This is a genomic window from Thermotoga maritima MSB8 (genome assembly GCF_000008545.1).
Classification (GTDB): domain Bacteria; phylum Thermotogota; class Thermotogae; order Thermotogales; family Thermotogaceae; genus Thermotoga; species Thermotoga maritima.
Window position 1 is genome coordinate 1,492,330 of record NC_000853.1, and the last position, 15,237, is coordinate 1,507,566.

23 protein-coding genes are annotated in these 15,237 nt (G+C 45.9%); 4 read left to right on the forward strand and 19 right to left on the reverse strand.

Features of this window, described 5'->3' with window-relative positions:
- Positions 1 to 3: 3 nt before the first annotated feature.
- From rplE to TM_RS07640, 19 genes are all read right to left on the reverse strand, one after another.
- Positions 4 to 558: a 50S ribosomal protein L5 gene (gene rplE, locus TM_RS07550; RefSeq protein WP_004081811.1), complete on the reverse strand. Its 555-nt coding sequence runs from the start codon at positions 556 to 558 to the stop codon at positions 4 to 6.
- A 13-nt stretch (positions 559 to 571) separates the two neighbouring features.
- Complete coding sequence (rplX, locus tag TM_RS07555; protein ID WP_004081814.1) at positions 572 to 889, reverse strand: 50S ribosomal protein L24; 318 nt, start codon at positions 887 to 889, stop codon at positions 572 to 574.
- Positions 890 to 901: 12 nt separating this feature from the next.
- On the reverse strand, positions 902 to 1,270 hold the full coding sequence (gene rplN, locus TM_RS07560; RefSeq protein ID WP_004081816.1) for a 50S ribosomal protein L14: 369 nt from the start codon (positions 1,268 to 1,270) through the stop codon (positions 902 to 904).
- Positions 1,267 to 1,590: a 30S ribosomal protein S17 gene (gene rpsQ / locus TM_RS07565; RefSeq protein WP_004081818.1), complete on the reverse strand. Its 324-nt coding sequence runs from the start codon at positions 1,588 to 1,590 to the stop codon at positions 1,267 to 1,269. The genes rplN and rpsQ overlap by 4 nt, the downstream gene beginning before the upstream one ends.
- 4 nt (positions 1,591 to 1,594) lie before the next feature.
- Positions 1,595 to 1,795: a 50S ribosomal protein L29 gene (rpmC, locus tag TM_RS07570; protein ID WP_004081820.1), complete on the reverse strand. Its 201-nt coding sequence runs from the start codon at positions 1,793 to 1,795 to the stop codon at positions 1,595 to 1,597.
- Entirely contained in the window at positions 1,792 to 2,220 is a 429-nt protein-coding gene (gene rplP, locus TM_RS07575) for a 50S ribosomal protein L16 (RefSeq protein ID WP_004081822.1), read from the reverse strand. The genes rpmC and rplP overlap by 4 nt, the downstream gene beginning before the upstream one ends.
- Positions 2,221 to 2,234: 14 nt before the next feature.
- Positions 2,235 to 2,864 carry a 30S ribosomal protein S3 gene (gene rpsC, locus TM_RS07580; protein ID WP_010865350.1) on the reverse strand — a complete coding sequence of 210 codons (630 nt, stop codon included), beginning with the start codon at positions 2,862 to 2,864 and terminating at the stop codon, positions 2,235 to 2,237.
- A gap of 9 nt (positions 2,865 to 2,873) precedes the next feature.
- Entirely contained in the window at positions 2,874 to 3,353 is a 480-nt protein-coding gene (gene rplV / locus TM_RS07585) for a 50S ribosomal protein L22 (protein WP_004081826.1), read from the reverse strand.
- An 11-nt stretch (positions 3,354 to 3,364) separates the two neighbouring features.
- Positions 3,365 to 3,652: a 30S ribosomal protein S19 gene (rpsS, locus tag TM_RS07590; RefSeq protein WP_004081828.1), complete on the reverse strand. Its 288-nt coding sequence runs from the start codon at positions 3,650 to 3,652 to the stop codon at positions 3,365 to 3,367.
- Between the two features lie 13 nt (positions 3,653 to 3,665).
- A complete protein-coding gene (gene rplB / locus TM_RS07595) occupies positions 3,666 to 4,496 on the reverse strand; it encodes a 50S ribosomal protein L2 (protein WP_004081830.1) in 831 nt (276 codons plus the stop codon).
- A 13-nt stretch (positions 4,497 to 4,509) separates the two neighbouring features.
- Positions 4,510 to 4,812: a 50S ribosomal protein L23 gene (rplW, locus tag TM_RS07600; protein ID WP_004081832.1), complete on the reverse strand. Its 303-nt coding sequence runs from the start codon at positions 4,810 to 4,812 to the stop codon at positions 4,510 to 4,512.
- Positions 4,784 to 5,491, reverse strand: coding sequence for a 50S ribosomal protein L4 (gene rplD, locus TM_RS07605; RefSeq protein WP_004081834.1), 708 nt, complete (start codon positions 5,489 to 5,491; stop codon positions 4,784 to 4,786). Before rplD ends, rplW begins: the two co-directional genes overlap by 29 nt.
- A gap of 20 nt (positions 5,492 to 5,511) precedes the next feature.
- Positions 5,512 to 6,135: a 50S ribosomal protein L3 gene (gene rplC / locus TM_RS07610; protein WP_004081835.1), complete on the reverse strand. Its 624-nt coding sequence runs from the start codon at positions 6,133 to 6,135 to the stop codon at positions 5,512 to 5,514.
- A gap of 18 nt (positions 6,136 to 6,153) precedes the next feature.
- Positions 6,154 to 6,462: a 30S ribosomal protein S10 gene (rpsJ, locus tag TM_RS07615; RefSeq protein ID WP_004081837.1), complete on the reverse strand. Its 309-nt coding sequence runs from the start codon at positions 6,460 to 6,462 to the stop codon at positions 6,154 to 6,156.
- A 50-nt stretch (positions 6,463 to 6,512) separates the two neighbouring features.
- Positions 6,513 to 7,715, reverse strand: coding sequence for an elongation factor Tu (tuf, locus tag TM_RS07620; RefSeq protein WP_004081839.1), 1,203 nt, complete (start codon positions 7,713 to 7,715; stop codon positions 6,513 to 6,515).
- A gap of 11 nt (positions 7,716 to 7,726) precedes the next feature.
- Positions 7,727 to 9,814 carry an elongation factor G gene (fusA, locus tag TM_RS07625; RefSeq protein WP_004081841.1) on the reverse strand — a complete coding sequence of 696 codons (2,088 nt, stop codon included), beginning with the start codon at positions 9,812 to 9,814 and terminating at the stop codon, positions 7,727 to 7,729.
- Positions 9,815 to 9,819: 5 nt separating this feature from the next.
- The gene (rpsG, locus tag TM_RS07630) at positions 9,820 to 10,287 is read right to left on the reverse strand and encodes a 30S ribosomal protein S7 (RefSeq protein WP_004081843.1); all 468 of its coding nucleotides are present in this window, start codon (positions 10,285 to 10,287) and stop codon (positions 9,820 to 9,822) included.
- Between the two features lie 11 nt (positions 10,288 to 10,298).
- The gene (rpsL, locus tag TM_RS07635; RefSeq protein ID WP_004081846.1) at positions 10,299 to 10,682 is read right to left on the reverse strand and encodes a 30S ribosomal protein S12; all 384 of its coding nucleotides are present in this window, start codon (positions 10,680 to 10,682) and stop codon (positions 10,299 to 10,301) included.
- Positions 10,683 to 10,803: 121 nt separating this feature from the next.
- Positions 10,804 to 11,223: a DUF1893 domain-containing protein gene (locus tag TM_RS07640; protein ID WP_004081848.1), complete on the reverse strand. Its 420-nt coding sequence runs from the start codon at positions 11,221 to 11,223 to the stop codon at positions 10,804 to 10,806.
- A gap of 46 nt (positions 11,224 to 11,269) precedes the next feature.
- On the opposite strand from TM_RS07640, the gene TM_RS07645 reads away from it, so the two are divergent.
- The 4 genes from TM_RS07645 to TM_RS07660 are packed head-to-tail and all read left to right on the forward strand — an operon-like array spanning position 11,270 to position 15,225.
- Positions 11,270 to 12,244, forward strand: a complete 975-nt coding sequence (locus TM_RS07645) for a PhoH family protein (RefSeq protein WP_004081850.1) — start codon at positions 11,270 to 11,272, stop codon at positions 12,242 to 12,244.
- Complete coding sequence (locus TM_RS07650) at positions 12,241 to 13,617, forward strand: HD family phosphohydrolase (protein ID WP_004081852.1); 1,377 nt, start codon at positions 12,241 to 12,243, stop codon at positions 13,615 to 13,617. The genes TM_RS07645 and TM_RS07650 overlap by 4 nt, the downstream gene beginning before the upstream one ends.
- Positions 13,598 to 14,050: an rRNA maturation RNase YbeY gene (gene ybeY, locus TM_RS07655; RefSeq protein ID WP_004081854.1), complete on the forward strand. Its 453-nt coding sequence runs from the start codon at positions 13,598 to 13,600 to the stop codon at positions 14,048 to 14,050. Before TM_RS07650 ends, ybeY begins: the two co-directional genes overlap by 20 nt.
- Positions 14,005 to 15,225 carry a DUF1015 domain-containing protein gene (locus tag TM_RS07660; RefSeq protein WP_004081856.1) on the forward strand — a complete coding sequence of 407 codons (1,221 nt, stop codon included), beginning with the start codon at positions 14,005 to 14,007 and terminating at the stop codon, positions 15,223 to 15,225. The genes ybeY and TM_RS07660 overlap by 46 nt, the downstream gene beginning before the upstream one ends.
- The last annotated feature ends 12 nt before the right edge of the window (positions 15,226 to 15,237 follow it).

Below are 15,237 nucleotides of genomic sequence, written 5' to 3' on the forward strand. Positions count from 1 at the left end.
CCGTTATCCTCTCTTGAAAGGCATTCCGAAGAGTTCAAGAAGCCTTCTGGCTTCCTGATCTGTCTTCGCGGTTGTGACAATGGTGATGTCCATTCCCTGGATTCTTCTGACTTCATCTGGATTCAGTTCAGGGAAAACCAGCTGTTCAGAAAGACCAAAGGAGTAATTTCCTCTTCCGTCAAAGGAATTGGGATCGAGTCCCCTGAAGTCTCTCACCTTAGGCAACACGATGTTTATGAGCTTGTAGAGAAAGTTGTACATCCTGGCTCCCCTGAGGGTTACTTTCAAACCTATCGGCATTCCTTTTCTTATCTTGAAGTTGGAAATACTCTTCCTTGCCCTTGTAACAATGGGTTTTTGTCCCGTGATTTTTGCGAGTTCGTTTGCATGTCGTTCTATGAGATCATAGTTTCTGGAACCTTCACCGATTCCCATGTTTATGACGATTTTGACCAGCTTCGGAACCTGATGGATGTTTTTGTAGTTGAACTCCTTCATCAAAGCGGGTACTATCTCCTTTTCGTACTGATCTTTCAGAGGAACGTATTCATATCTCATACCGATTCCTCCCTCAATCTTTGTCAATGATCTCACCACACTTCTTGCAGTATCTTACCTTTTTTCCATCCTCGGTAAACCTGTAGCCAACCCTTGTTCTCTTATCACAAGCAGGACAGACAACCATGACTTTGGACGCATAAATTGGCGCCTCTCTTTCTATGATCCCGCCTTCACGAAGCTGGGGAACGGGTCTCTGGTGCCTTTTCACCATGTTCACGTTTTCAACGATGACTTTGTTTTCCTTTGGTATCACTCTGAGAACCTTTCCCCTTTTTCCCTTGTCCTTTCCGGAAATCACTTCGACAAGATCACCTTTTTTTATCCTCATCTCCGTATCACCTCACCAAACTTCTGGTGCGAGGGATACTATTTTCATGAACCCCTTTTCTCTGAGTTCCCTCGCGACCGGTCCAAAGATTCTGGTACCTCTGGGAGCGTTGAACTTGTCAATGAGAACAGCCGCGTTGTCATCGAATCTGATGTAAGTACCATCGTTCCTTCTGATTTCCTTCTTTGTTCTCACAATAACCGCTCTGACTACGTCTCCTTTTTTCACATCAGAATTTGGGATGGCTTCTCTGACTGAACACACAACTATATCTCCAACCGTTCCGTACTTTTTATGGAACCCACCGATAACTCTTATAACTCTGAGCTTTTTAGCGCCGGAGTTGTCTGCCACATTGAGGTAGGTCTCTTGCTGTATCATGATTCAACCCCTCCCTTGCCCTCGACTGCTTCTATTTCTTCTTGAATGTCCTCTTTTTCTTTCACAACTCTTTCGGGTTCAAACCTTTGAATGATCCTGACGACTCTCCATCTCTTCGTTTTGCTGAGAGGCCTTGTCTCTTCTATTTCAACAACATCTCCTATTTTACATTCGTTCCTCTCGTCGTGTGCGTGATATTTTTTCGTTCTTTTCACGTACTTTTTGTAAAGCGGGTGCTGTACGAGTTTTTCCACGGCAACAACCACTGTCTTGTCCATTTTATCGCTCACAACTATTCCAGTCAAACGTTTCCTGGGCATATTTTCACCTCCTTATGCCTAACTCCCTCTCTCTGAGAATGGTCTTTATCCTGGCAATATCTCTCTTAGTGAGCTTTATGAGAGAAGTATTCTTCAGCTGTCCCATCGCAAGTTGGAATCTGAGTTCCATGAGCTGCCTCTTCTTTTCTTCGAGAAGGTTCTTCAATTCTTCATCTGTGTAGTTCCTGAGTTCGGAAGCCTTCATACTGCCTCACCCCCAATATGATGACGGGGAACTATCTTGGTAGCTATGGGAAGTTTACTCGCAGCGTATCTGAGAGCTTCATGGGCTGTTTCCTCATCGACTCCCGCCACTTCAAAGAGAATCTTCCCGGGTTTCACAACGGCGACCCATCCTTCAACATTACCCTTACCTTTTCCCATCCTGGATTCAGGTGGTTTTTTCGTGTAAGGTTTGTCAGGGAATATTCTTATCCAGATCTTTCCGGATCTTTTCATAACCCTCAGCATGGCAATTCGGCAAGCTTCTATTTGCTGAGCTGTGATCCAGGCTGGTTCGAGTGCTTTGAGACCCCATTCACCGAACTGAACAAATGTTCCTCCTTTTGCTTTTCCTTTCATTCTTCCTCTTTGTTGTTTTCTGTATTTGACCCTTCTTGGCATCAACATGGCAATTACCTCCTTTAGATATCAGCATCTCCCTTGTAAATCCACACTTTGATGCCGATAGTACCGTACTTGGTCCACGCAGTGGCTGTTCCATAATCTATGATCGCCTTTATTTTTTGAAGAGGCAATCTTCCTCTGAGGTACCATTCTCTTCTGGCGATCTCAGCTCCACCGAGCCTTCCAGCAACCATCACTTTTATTCCCTGTGCACCCTTTCTCATAGCGTTCATTATTGCTCTCTTCATTGCCACTTTGTAAGATGCCCTCTTTTCTATACGGGAAGCTATAGACTCGGCAACAAGCTGTGCATCGAGTTCGGGCGTTTTTATTTCTTCAATATTAATAACAACCCTTCTGTTGAACTTCCTCTCCAGCTCCTCTCTCAAGCTTGTTATCTCCGATCCTTTTCTTCCTATGATGATTCCAGGCCTTGCTGTTTTCACGGTTATGTTGATTCTTTCGGCATCAGGTCTTTCCACGTAGATCTCGCTGATCCCGGCATGGTAGTACTTGTTCTTTATGATCTTTCTTATCTCTTCATCTTCGAGGAGCCACTCTTTGTAATTCTTTTCGTTGAACCATTTTGCTTGCCAGTCGGCACTCAGACCCAACCTGAAGCCGCGGGGATGCACTTTCTGACCCACCGTATCACCTCACTCTTCGGATGATATCTTCTTTTGTAATTCTTCAAGAGCCTTCCGGTATTCATCTTCTCTACTGCGATCCCTCACCACGACTGTGATGTGGGACATTCTCTTCTGGATGATATCCGCCCTTCCCCTTCCTCTGGGCCAGATTCTTTTCATCCTTGGACCGTCGTTAACGTAACACTCAGAAACATAAAGATTCTCGACGCTCAACCCAAAGTTGTTTTCGGCATTCGCGACAGCCGATTTCAGTACCTTCTCCATTATTCTTGCGGCCTTCTTCGGTGAAAAAGCAAGAATCTGGAAAGCTTCTTCGACGGATTTTCCTCTTATCGTATTCGCTATCGCCCTGGCTTTTCTTGGAGAAATCCTGATGTATTTTGCCACAGCTCTAGCTTCAATCTTCGGAAGAGAAGACAGGAGCTCTTTTCTCTTTTTATGGAAAAGTGAGCGCTTTAAACCGTTTCTGGGTACCTGGAGTTTCATTCTTTCCCTCCTCACTTCTTCAGTTCACCTTTTTTCGCTTTTTTGTCGGCATGACCTCCAAATCTTCTGGTTGGTGCAAATTCTCCAAGTCTGTGTCCAATCATGTTCTCCGTGATGTAAACCGGTATGTGTTTCATGCCGTTGTAAACCGCGATTGTGTGTCCTACCATTTCGGGAATGATCATAGAGGCTCTGCTCCACGTTTTGATAACCTTCTTTTCACCGGTTTCGTTTAGTTTTCTGATTTTTTCCAGTAATTTTCTATCTACATAGGGTCCCTTTTTTCTGGAACGACCCATTCAATTCACCTCCTTACACTTCGTTCCTTCTCCTGACGATGAATTTGTCAGAAGGTCTCTTTCCACGTCTCGTCTTGTAACCCTTGGTTGGCAGTCCCCATGGACTCGTTGGGTGGTGACCTTTACCTCTTCCCTCACCACCACCGTGCGGGTGATCCACCGGGTTCATGGCAACTCCTCTGACATGCGGCCTTCTACCAAGCCATCTCACTCTTCCAGCCTTTCCGTGAACTTCGTTCTTGTGATCTTCGTTGCCCACAACACCGACGGTGGCGTAGCATTTGATGTGTACCTTTCTCAGTTCTCCAGAAGGCATTCTGAGCAGAGCGTAATTTCCTTCCTTCGCCATGATCTGGCAGTACGTACCGGCTGCTCTTGCGATCTGGCCACCCTTGCCAGGTGTGAATTCCACGTTGTGGACAAGGGTACCGACAGGTATCTTCTCAAGAGGAAGTGCATTCCCTGGCCTTATTTCCGCATCAGGACCGCTCATGAGAGTGTCTCCCACGTTCACACCTTTGGGAGCCAGAATATATCTCTTTTCTCCATCGGCATAAAGGAGAAGCGCTATTCTGGCTGATCTGTTGGGATCGTACTCAATAGCCAGTACTTTCGCAGGAATTCCTGCTTTGTCGTATCTCTTGAAATCTATTATCCTGTATCTTCTCTTGTGTCCGCCACCTCTATGTCTTACAGTAACTCTTCCGTGATGATTCCTTCCACCTGTTTTCTTGAGAGGTGCGAGCAACGACTTTTCAGGTTCTGTCTTTGTGATATCCGAAAAATCGGAGATAACCATGAAACGCCTTCCTGGGGTAACCGGTTTGAATCTCTTAAGTCCCATGACTTCACCCCTCTCAGTGTTCGCCTTCCAGTTCTTTGATTGTGTAACCTTCCTTCAAAGTTACAACAGCCTTTTTCCAGCTGCGAGTCTTCCCTTCAAAAATACCCCTTCTTTTCGGCTTGGGCTTCATGTTGAGGATGTTTACCTTTTCCACCTTAACGTTGAAGAGCTTTTCAACAGCTTCTTTTACCAGGTTCTTGTTTGCGAGCGGATTGACCTCGAATACGTATTTCCTCTGTTCGCGGAGGATAAGAGCCTTTTCTGTGATGATGGGTCTGATTAGAACATCATGCAGTGAGAGCTTTTCCTGCTTCATTTCCGAGCACCTCCTCTATCTTGGAAACCATGTCCCTGGTGAGAACAAGGTAATCGTACTTGAGCATGTCAAAAACATTGAGTCCATCTATTCTTACCGCCTTCTCACCATTTTTGCTGTTGTTCGGATTGTCCGCAATTATTACCTTCACGTCGGGAAGGTTTCTTCCAGAGAGTTTCACATTCATATATCCTTCCTCTTTCCACGGAAGGACAATCAGTGTTTTCTTGTCGGAAAGCTGAAGGTTCTGGAGAATTTCCTTCAGAGACTTTGTCTTGGGTCTTTCGAGTTTCAGATCATCGAGTACAAGGAGTTTGTTTTCTCTGTACTTCACAGAAAGGGCAGATCGCAAAGCGAGTTTCTTCATTTTTTTGTTGAGCTTTTTGCTCCAATCTCTCGGTTTAGGTCCGTGTACTACTCCTCCATGTCTCCAGATGGGAGATCTTATGGATCCGTGTCTTGCTCTTCCAGTGTGTTTCTGCGGCCAGGGTTTTCTGCCACCACCGGAGACTTCTCCTCTTGTTTTCGTAGAGGCAGTTCCAGCTCTCCTGTTGGAGAGCTGCATATCCACGTATCTCCACATCACGTCGTAGTTGGGATCGATGTTGAAAACGAAATCACTGATTTCCAGGGTCCCTACTTTTTCTCCCTTCACATTCAACAGATCAACCTGAGCCATCTTTTATTCCTCCTCCACTGTTACTTTTTCGGGGCCTTGGCGCTCCTGATCAAAACGAGCCCGCCCCTCGCTCCAGGGACTCCACCTTTAACCACTAAAAGGTCGTTTTCAGGATCGATATCCACAACTTGAAGATTTCTGACAGTTACCCTCTCGTTTCCATATCTTCCAGGCATTTTCTTACCTTTCCATATCTTGGCAGGTTCCGTGTGCTGACCAACGGAACCGAGTTCTCTATGGAATTTGGAACCGTGGCTCTTCGGTCCACCGCTGAATCCCCATCTTTTCATCGCACCGGCAAATCCTCTTCCTTTTGTCCAGCCAGTGACGTCCACGTACTCGCCTTTTTCAAACACGTCAACCTTTATTACCTGTCCGGGTTCGTACTCGTCGGGATTTTCTACTCTGAACTCCCTGAGTATTTTCATCGGTTCCACACCGAATTTTTTGAAGTGGCCTGCAAGAGGTTTGTTGACCTTCTTCGCCTTTTCGAATCCGAGCTGTACCGCATTGTACCCGTCTTTTTCAACGGTTTTTTTCTGAACAACCACACAGGGTCCCGCCTTTATGACTGTAACGGGGACAGAATCATTTCCAACGAATACTCTCGTCATACCGATTTTCCTTCCAATTATCATCTTCATCAAAGACACCTCCAGGGATTACAGTTTGATCTCAACGTCGACACCTGCTGGGAGGTTTATCCTCATCAAAGCATCGATGGTCTTTGGAGATGGATCTATGATATCTATGAGCCTTTTGTGTACTCTCTTTTCGAAGTGTTCTCTGGAGTCCTTGTGTTTCATGGGAGATCTCAGGACACAGTAGAGTGTCCGCTCCGTTGGCAGGGGAATGGGACCGGACACCTTGGAATTCGTGGATTTAGCGACTTCAACGATCTTTTTAGCCGATTCGTCGAGTAACTCGTGATCGTAGGCTTTGAGTTTTATCCTTATCTTCTGTCCAGGCATATTCTAAGCACCCTCCCTCTTCTCTCAAAAAGGAGGGGGAAGCGTCCCCCTCACTCGATGACTTCTGTAACCACACCAGCTCCAACTGTTCTTCCGCCTTCCCTTACAGCGAATCTCTGTCCCTTTTCGATAGCGACAGGGTAGATGAGTTCTATTTCCATTTCGACGTGGTCTCCAGGCATGACCATTTCGACACCTTCAGGAAGTCCTACGATTTCTCCTGTAACGTCAGCGGTTCTTATGTAGAACTGAGGCTTGTAGCCTTTTGTGAACGGTGTATGTCTTCCTCCCTCTTCCTTCTTCAAAACGTAGATCTGAGCCTTGAACCTCTTGTGAGGTTTGATGCTTCCGGGAGCTGCGAGAACCTGTCCTCTTTCAACTTCATCCTTGTCGATTCCTCTGAGCAGACATCCAACGTTGTCTCCTGCGATTCCTTCATCGAGTTCCTTTCTGAACATTTCCACACTCGTCACAACGGTCTTCTTGATCTCGTAGCTGAGACCTATGATCTCAACTTCATCACCGGGTCTGATTCTTCCTCTTTCTATTCTTCCTGTAACAACCGTTCCTCTTCCTGTGATGGAGAACACGTCTTCGATGGGCATGAGGAACGGCTTATCGACGTCTCTCTGAGGATCAGGAATGTAGTTATCCATAGCGTCGAGGAGCTCCTGGATGGGTTTGTAAGCTTCGTGATTCGGATCGTTAGGAGCTTCGACGGCTTTCAGAGCAGAACCTCTTATGACTGGCACTTCGTCTCCAGGGTAACCGTACTGGCTCAGAAGGTCTCTCACTTCCATCTCGACGAGGTCGATGAGCTCAGGATCGTCAACCATGTCTGTCTTGTTTATGAAGACGATCATGTAGGGAACCTCAACCTGTCTTGCGAGAAGCACGTGCTCTCTTGTCTGGGGCATGGGACCATCGGTTGCGGCAACAACAAGGATGGCTCCGTCCATCTGAGCTGCTCCTGTGATCATGTTCTTGATGTAGTCCGCGTGACCGGGACAGTCAATATGAGCGTAGTGTCTCTTTTCGGTCTCATACTCAACGTGTGTGATGTTGATGGTGATTCCTCTTGCCTTTTCTTCAGGGGCCTTGTCGATCTGGTCGTAAGGAATATACTGGGCAAGTCCCTTGAGAGAAAGGTACTTTGTTATAGCGGCTGTCAGTGTGGATTTTCCGTGGTCGATATGTCCAATCGTTCCAACGTTAACATGCGGTTTTGTTCTCACAAATTTTTCCTTCGCCATGTTCTCCCTCCTTAAACAACCTTGATGATTTTCTCGGCGATTTTCTCCGGTACTTCCTGGTAGTGCGAGAACTGCATAATGTAGCTCGCTCTACCCTGACTGAGCGATCTCAACACTGTGGCATATCCAAATGTCTCGGAAAGTGGAACTTTGGCAACGATAACCTTCAAATGTCCCCTTGTTTCAAGAGACTCCACTTTTGCCCTTCTGGAATTGAGATCGGAGATGATATTACCCATGTATTCCTCCGGTGTAGTGATTTCAAGCTTCATGATAGGCTCGAGAAGAACCGGTTGCGCTTTTTTCATGGCCTCTTTGAATGCCATGGAGGCTGCTATCTTGAACGCCATTTCTGAAGAGTCGACTTCGTGGTAAGATCCGTCAAGCACGATAGCTCTCACTCTCACAACGGGATATCCCGCAAGGGGTCCTGCCATCATAGCTTCTTTGATTCCAGCTTCGATAGCAGGCATGAATTCCTTCGGTATCACACCACCAACTGTTTTGTCGATGAATTCGAAATTCTTTCCTTCTTCTTCGGGTATGGGTTCTATTCTGAGAATCACATGACCGTACTGACCTCTACCACCGGTCTGCCTGATGTATTTTCCTTCGGCTTCAGCAGATTTCTTGATAGTTTCCCTGTAAGCCACCTGAGGCTGTCCAACTCTCACGTTGACACCGAACTCTCTCTTCAACCTGTCTACGACTATTTCAAGATGAAGCTCGCCCATTCCTGAAATGATGGTTTCTCCCGTTTCTTTGTCAACCCTCACCTGAAGTGTGGGGTCTTCTTCAGAAAGAGCCAGCAGTGCCTTCACGAGCTTTTCTTCATCTGCTTTCGTGACTGGTTCTACGGCAAGAGAGATAACGGGTTCTGGGAAGTCGATCTTTTCGAGGATTATAGGTTCTTTCTCGTCGCAGAGCGTGTCTCCAGTCTGAGAAACCTTGAGACCGACTCCTGCCGCTATATCACCGGGTCTGACGTAATCAACTTCCTCTCTCTTGTCTGCGTGCATGAAGACGATCCTCGATATTCTCTCCCTCTGACCCTTTGTGGAGTTGTAAACGTAACTTCCTTTCTCCAGTCTTCCAGAGTAGACTCTGAAGTACACGAGTTTTCCTATGTATGGATCCACCTGCACTTTAAAGACCAGGGCTGTGAAGGGTTCGTTTTCATCCGGCTTTCTGTAGACAACCTCTCCGTCGGAAACCCTCCATCCCTTTACCGGTGGTAGATCAAGAGGCGACGGCAGATAGTCTATCACCGCGTCCAGAAGCGGCTGTATTCCCTTGTTGGCTTTTGCCGCTCCACAGAGAACGGGAACTGCTTTGTTTTCTATGGTGGCTTTTCTCAAGACCCTCTTTATTTCTTCTTCGGAAATTTCCTCGCCTTCGAGGTATTTTTCAAGAATTTCTTCGTCGAGTTCTGCGATTTTTTCAAGCATCTCTTCTCTTCTCATTTCTGCTTCTTCTCTGAGTTCCTCCGGAATATCTCTTTCCTCGTACACAGATCCATCTTCGCTGACCCAGTAGATCGCTTTCATTTTTATGAGGTCAATCACACCCTGGAAGTCTTTCTCACTGCCGATCGGCATCTGCACCGGAATGGGATTTGCCCTGAGTTTTGTTACAAGAGTTTCAACGGCCATGTAGAAATCTGCTCCCACTTTGTCCATCTTGTTCATGAAAGCGATCCTCGGGACATTGTACTTGTCAGCCTGTCTCCAGACGGTTTCCGACTGAGGCTCGACTCCTGCCGTGGCGTCGAAAACAGCTATCGCTCCATCGAGAACACGAAGCGCCCTTTCAACCTCGGCCGTAAAGTCAACGTGTCCGGGTGTATCAATTATGTTGATTCGGTAACCTTTCCAGAAACACGTTGTGGCAGCAGACTGTATCGTAATGCCTCTTTCCTTTTCCTGAGGCATCCAGTCAGTGGTTGTGTTTCCTTCATCGACGTCTCCTATGAAGTGTTTTCTTCCCGTGTAATAGAGTATTCTCTCTGTTGTAGTAGTTTTTCCGGCGTCGATATGAGCCATTATACCGATATTTCTAAGCTTATCCAGGTCAACATATCTCGCTTCCACATTCTGCATGCTTATCACCACCTGTAATGAGCAAATGCCCTGTTGGCTTCCGCCATTCTATGTGTGTCTTCCTTCTTCTTGATGGCTGTACCCGTGTTGTTGTAAGCTGCTATGATCTCCTCAGCCAGTTTCTCCTTCATTGGTCTTCCTTTTTTGGCTCTTGCGGCTTCAACTATCCATCTGAGCGCAAGGGAAGTTCTTCTCGGTTCCTGAACTTCGATAGGAACCTGGTAAGTTGCACCTCCAACCCTTCGCGGCCTTACCTCAAGAACAGGCTTCACATTTTCTACAGCCTGCCTGAAAACTTCAAGCGGATCCTTCTTTGTCTTTTCTCTGATGATATCGAAAGCACCGTAAACGATCTTTTGGGCGATCGTCTTTTTACCATCCCACATAACTCTATTTATCAGCTTTGCAACAAGCACATCTCCGAACACTGGATCAGGTGGTATCTGTCTCTTTTCGGCTCTTCTTCTACGCACCCACAGTCACCTCACTTCTTTTGATCCTTGGGTCTTTTCGCACCATACTTACTCCTGGACTGTCTTCTTCCTTCGACACCTGCAGCATCCAGAGCTCCTCTGATGATCTTGTATCTGACACCCGGAAGGTCTTTGACCCTACCGCCTCTGACGAGCACAACAGAGTGTTCCTGGAGGTTGTGACCAATTCCGGGAATATACGCAGTGACCTCTATTCCATTTGAAAGTCTCACCCTTGCGATCTTTCTGAGAGCGGAGTTCGGTTTTTTCGGTGTCATTGTAGAAACCTTTATACACACGCCCCTCTTTTGAGGGTTTCCCTGAAGAGCAGGAGCTTTTGACTTTTTCTTCTTCGGTTTCCTGCCGTACCTGATCAATTGATTGATCGTTGGCATCTTCATCCTCCCTTCCGTTTTACTCCAAGCCGAAGTTTAATTTTACTCTTTAATCTGTATGTTGTCAACAAAGAAAACAGACACCTCTGATCAATTTATCATAAGTAGTTTAAAACTTCATTTAAAGTGACGTGAATTTTGAAAGAACAATCCTTATGATTTCCTCCGGGTCGTCCATCTCCAGAACCAGTTTTTCGAATGGACACATACTCTTGCCATCTTTTCCCAGGACGAAAGGTATTTTTTCATCATAACTGAAAGACTGTCCGTATTCATTCATCAATTTCAACGCCGGCTTGCTTATAACTTTTGCGTGGATGTGATCGGGTTTCATTTTCAACAGAAAAGAAGCCGCAGCCTTTCCAACCATTTTGTCGATCACCAGGCTTCCTTCCAGATTATCGAACCTTTTGAAAAGCTCCACCACGGGTTTGAGGCCGCTGTCTTTACTTTCGAAGATCGATCGGCCGCTATAAGCCAGCAAACTTAGATCTTTCTTCTCGAAGATTTTCAAAGCTGATCTTAAAAGGTTTTTCTCCACGGCTTCACGCTCCCTGTAGTATAATTTCCTTAGAAAGTATACCAGTGTGGAGGTGGAAATTACGATTACGGTTAGGAAAGTAAGAATTCCCGAAGATGTGGCCGTTCTGGAGATATTCGGACAGTACGATAAGCGCGCGAGGTATCTGAAAAAACTGTTCAACGTGGAATTCGCGGTGAGAGACAGTGAGATCCTTATAAAAGGCATGGATGAGAAAAGTGTCGATGCGGCTCACCGGGTGCTCGATGAGATCATATCCATAACACGGGACGGTCACCTTCTGGACTGGACTGAGTTCGAGTATCTCGTGGAGAGAGTTTCGAACTCAGAAAGTGTGAAAGAAGTTTACTCAAACAATAGCAAAGGATTGATCATCGGCAAGAAAGTGAAACCAAAGACACTCGGCCAGAAGAAGTATCTGGAAGCAGTCGAAAAAAACGACGTGGTGTTCGTTATAGGTCCAGCCGGTACAGGAAAAACGTACCTGGCAGTGGCCGTCGCTCTAGATTATCTGAAAATGGGAAAGGTGAACAGGATCATCCTCACAAGACCAGCCGTTGAAGCCGGTGAGAAGCTCGGATACTTGCCGGGAGATCTGTCCGAAAAGGTGGAACCCTATCTCAGACCTCTTTACGACGCCATCATAGATATCACGTCTCCGGACAAATTCAACAGCTATCGTGAAAGAGGCATCATAGAGATCGTACCGCTCGCTTACATGAGAGGAAGGACTTTGAATAACTCCTTTATAATACTGGATGAAGCCCAGAACACCACATACCAGCAGATGAAGATGTTCCTCACCAGACTCGGATTCAACTCCAAGGCGGTCATAACGGGAGACATCACACAGGTAGATATCGAGAAGGAAAAGTCCGGTCTTATAGAGTGTCAGAAAATTTTAGAAGGAATCTCTGGAATAGAATTCGTGTATCTGAACGAAAGCGACGTTGTGAGGCATCCTCTCGTTAAGAAGATCATAAAGGCCTACGAAGAGTATGAAAGGTCGAGGAAATCATGAATCGAAAGCGTTTCCTCCTGATAACGATTACAGTGATTCTCTCTCTGATGCTGGTGCACGTTCGTACAGGAATCAGACCCTTGAATTTCACCTTTGAGGCACTGATCACCCTCATTGTTTGGTTCGCCCTGGTAGAAATGAGCACCAGATATTACAGAAAGTACTGGCTCAGTGAAGTGTTTACCTACACTCACTTGGCTCTGATCCTGCTCGGATCTTCTTTCATTGGATTTTCTTTCCCGGAGATAGGTCCTTTTGTGACACCTGTATACATACCGGTTGCCCTCATAGAACTCGTGTTCTTTTCCCCAGAAATAGCCATAACAAGTGGATTTTTGATGTCTTTGTTTGCTCTGTATCGATGGAGTTACGATATCTTTCTTCTTCTACCGTTCATTTCAACAACCTTTGTTGCGGCAGTGACTCTCTCCAAAGCGAACAGAAGGCTGGACGTGGTGAAATCTTCTGCCTTTACATCTCTTGCTCTTATGGGAACATCTCTGTTCATGAAGTTTGGACTGAAAATCGAGTACACTCCGTATGACCTGGTAGCTGCTATTTTGAATCCGATCTTTTCAGGAATTCTGGTTCTTGGAATACTGCCTTACGTAGAATACACAAGCCGTCTTTACTCGAATCTTGGGCTCGTGGAGTTCGGAAATCTGAACCATCCGTTGCTCAAGATGCTTTCCATTAAAGCCCCAGGAACTTATTATCACAGTGTGATCGTCGCGAATTTAGCAGAAACTGCAGCGGAGAAAATAGGCGCAAACCCCATTCTGGCAAGAATAGGAGCCTACTATCACGATATAGGGAAGATGAAACGCCCTCACTTCTTCACTGAAAACATTAGAGATGGTAAAAACCCCCACGAAGACATAACCCCTTCTCTCAGTCACCTCGTTTTGAACGAACACGTGAAGTACGGTGTGGAACTTGCAAGAAAATATCGACTCCCTCTCCTTGTTGAATTCATAATCCCCCAGCACCACGGTACAAGATCACAGAAGTATTTCTACTACAAGGCGAAACAACAGTTCGAGGATATTCCCGAGGAAGAGTTCCGTTATCCTGGTCCCAAGCCTCAGTTCAAAGAAGCGGCTATTATCATGCTTGCCGACTCTGTGGAAGCCGCCTCAAGAAGCTTGAAGTCACCTTCTGTTTCTCAGATAAAGGAATGTGTCGAAGATGTCATATCTTCCATATTCTTTGAGAGACAGCTCGATGAGTCAGGCATCACTCTGAGTGAGCTCGAAGAGATTTCCGACGCGTTCCTTCAGGTTCTCGTGAACCTGTTCAGTTCCAGAATTGAATACCCCGAAGAAGAAAAAATTCAGAAGGTGGTAAAGATAAATGATAAGAATACTGGGTGAAGGTAAAGGATCGAAACTTCTCGAAAATTTGAAAGAAAAACTCGAAGAAATCGTAAAGAAAGAGATAGGAGACGTACATGTAAACGTGATTCTTGTGAGCGAAGATGAAATTAAGGAACTCAACCAGCAGTTTCGGGGTCAAGATCGACCGACAGACGTGCTCACTTTTCCCCTCATGGAAGAAGACGTCTATGGAGAAATTTACGTTTGTCCTCTGATCGTAGAAGAAAATGCGAGAGAGTTCAACAACACCTTCGAAAAAGAACTGCTGGAAGTGGTGATCCACGGGATACTTCACCTTGCAGGATACGATCACGAGTTCGAAGACAAAAACTCCAAAGAGATGTTCGAAAAACAGAAAAAATACGTTGAGGAGGTATGGGGTGAATGGAGATCAAACCCTTCAGAGGATTCAGACCCAGGGAAGAGATAGCCGAAAAATTCGTGGCCAAACCCTACGATGTGGTTTCCTTTCTTGAAGCCAAAGAGACAATAAAGAACAATCCTTTCAGCTTTCTCAGAGTAACTCGCGTTGAAGCAGAAACACACGAAATAGAGATGGATCCTACACCCGAAGACATGGAGAAAGCCAGGAGAAATCTTGAAAAGTTCATAGAGGATGGCATCCTCATTCAGGAAGAAAAAGAAGCGTTCTACATTTACCGTCAGAGAATGGGCGATCACATACAAACAGGAATTGTAGCGCTCTTTCCTGTGGAGGAGTACAAAAAGGGTCGAATAAAGAAACACGAACTCACCAGAAAAAAGAAAGAAGAGGAAAGAGTTCAACACATTCTGAAAACACGTGCACACACAGGACAGGTCTTTCTTTTCTACAGAGCCTTTGAAGAATTCGATAGAAAACTCTCCGAAATTGCTGATTCTCAGGAGCCTGTCTATAGAATACGCGATGATCTCGATGTCATCCATGAGTTTTTCGTTGTCAAGAATGAAAACGAAGTGAATGAAATAAAGAAGCTCTTTGAGAGAGTGGAGGAACTCTACATAGCGGATGGTCACCACAGGGCAGCGGCCGCAGCCAGGGTCAGCGACATACTGGACGAGAAGATAGGAAAAGGACCTCACAATTACTTCATGGCCACAGCGTTCCCCCACAACCAGCTCAGAATATTCGACTACAACAGAGTGGTGAAATCTCAACTCACGCCAGAGGAATTACTCGAAAAACTCCAGGAAAAATTCGAAACGTACAGATCCTACAAGGTACCTGCAAGACCATCCAGAGAACACGAAATAACCATGTACGTGGGTAACAGAAAATGGTACGCCCTGATCCCAAAAAGAGTGCCGGAGGACGTTGTTGAGAGTCTAGATGTGAACATTCTTCAGCGTGAGGTTCTGGAACCCATCTTCGGTATTTCCAATCCTCGCGAAGATGAGAGGATAGACTTCGTTGGTGGAATAAAGGGCCTGTGCGAACTGGAAAGAATGGTGGACAAAGGAGAGTTCGATGTGGCCTTCGCGATGTATCCGGTGAACATAGAAACGCTTATGAAAGTCTCAGATGAAGGAAAGATCATGCCGCCGAAATCAACATGGTTTGAACCGAAACTTCTGAGTGGTCTGGTGGTGCACGTGTTCGGCTGAGGAGGTGATACG

Coding starts and splice junctions, on each gene's coding strand:
- rplW (WP_004081832.1), bottom strand. CDS start 4,812: ATGAAGCAGGAAAAGCTCTCACTGCATGATGTTCTAATCAGACCCATC.
- rplE (WP_004081811.1), bottom strand. CDS start 558: ATGAGATATGAATACGTTCCTCTGAAAGATCAGTACGAAAAGGAGATA.
- ybeY (WP_004081854.1), top strand. CDS start 13,598: ATGATAAGAATACTGGGTGAAGGTAAAGGATCGAAACTTCTCGAAAAT.
- rplN (WP_004081816.1), bottom strand. CDS start 1,270: ATGATACAGCAAGAGACCTACCTCAATGTGGCAGACAACTCCGGCGCT.
- rpsJ (WP_004081837.1), bottom strand. CDS start 6,462: ATGCCTGGACAGAAGATAAGGATAAAACTCAAAGCCTACGATCACGAG.
- fusA (WP_004081841.1), bottom strand. CDS start 9,814: ATGCAGAATGTGGAAGCGAGATATGTTGACCTGGATAAGCTTAGAAAT.
- rplX (WP_004081814.1), bottom strand. CDS start 889: ATGAGGATAAAAAAAGGTGATCTTGTCGAAGTGATTTCCGGAAAGGAC.
- rpsL (WP_004081846.1), bottom strand. CDS start 10,682: ATGCCAACGATCAATCAATTGATCAGGTACGGCAGGAAACCGAAGAAG.
- rplP (WP_004081822.1), bottom strand. CDS start 2,220: ATGTTGATGCCAAGAAGGGTCAAATACAGAAAACAACAAAGAGGAAGA.
- rplC (WP_004081835.1), bottom strand. CDS start 6,135: ATGAAGATGATAATTGGAAGGAAAATCGGTATGACGAGAGTATTCGTT.
- TM_RS07660 (WP_004081856.1), top strand. CDS start 14,005: ATGGAGATCAAACCCTTCAGAGGATTCAGACCCAGGGAAGAGATAGCC.
- rplD (WP_004081834.1), bottom strand. CDS start 5,491: ATGGCTCAGGTTGATCTGTTGAATGTGAAGGGAGAAAAAGTAGGGACC.
- rplV (WP_004081826.1), bottom strand. CDS start 3,353: ATGAAACTCCAGGTACCCAGAAACGGTTTAAAGCGCTCACTTTTCCAT.
- TM_RS07650 (WP_004081852.1), top strand. CDS start 12,241: ATGAATCGAAAGCGTTTCCTCCTGATAACGATTACAGTGATTCTCTCT.
- rpsQ (WP_004081818.1), bottom strand. CDS start 1,590: ATGCCCAGGAAACGTTTGACTGGAATAGTTGTGAGCGATAAAATGGAC.
- rpsS (WP_004081828.1), bottom strand. CDS start 3,652: ATGGGTCGTTCCAGAAAAAAGGGACCCTATGTAGATAGAAAATTACTG.
- tuf (WP_004081839.1), bottom strand. CDS start 7,715: ATGGCGAAGGAAAAATTTGTGAGAACAAAACCGCATGTTAACGTTGGA.
- rplB (WP_004081830.1), bottom strand. CDS start 4,496: ATGGGACTTAAGAGATTCAAACCGGTTACCCCAGGAAGGCGTTTCATG.
- rpmC (WP_004081820.1), bottom strand. CDS start 1,795: ATGAAGGCTTCCGAACTCAGGAACTACACAGATGAAGAATTGAAGAAC.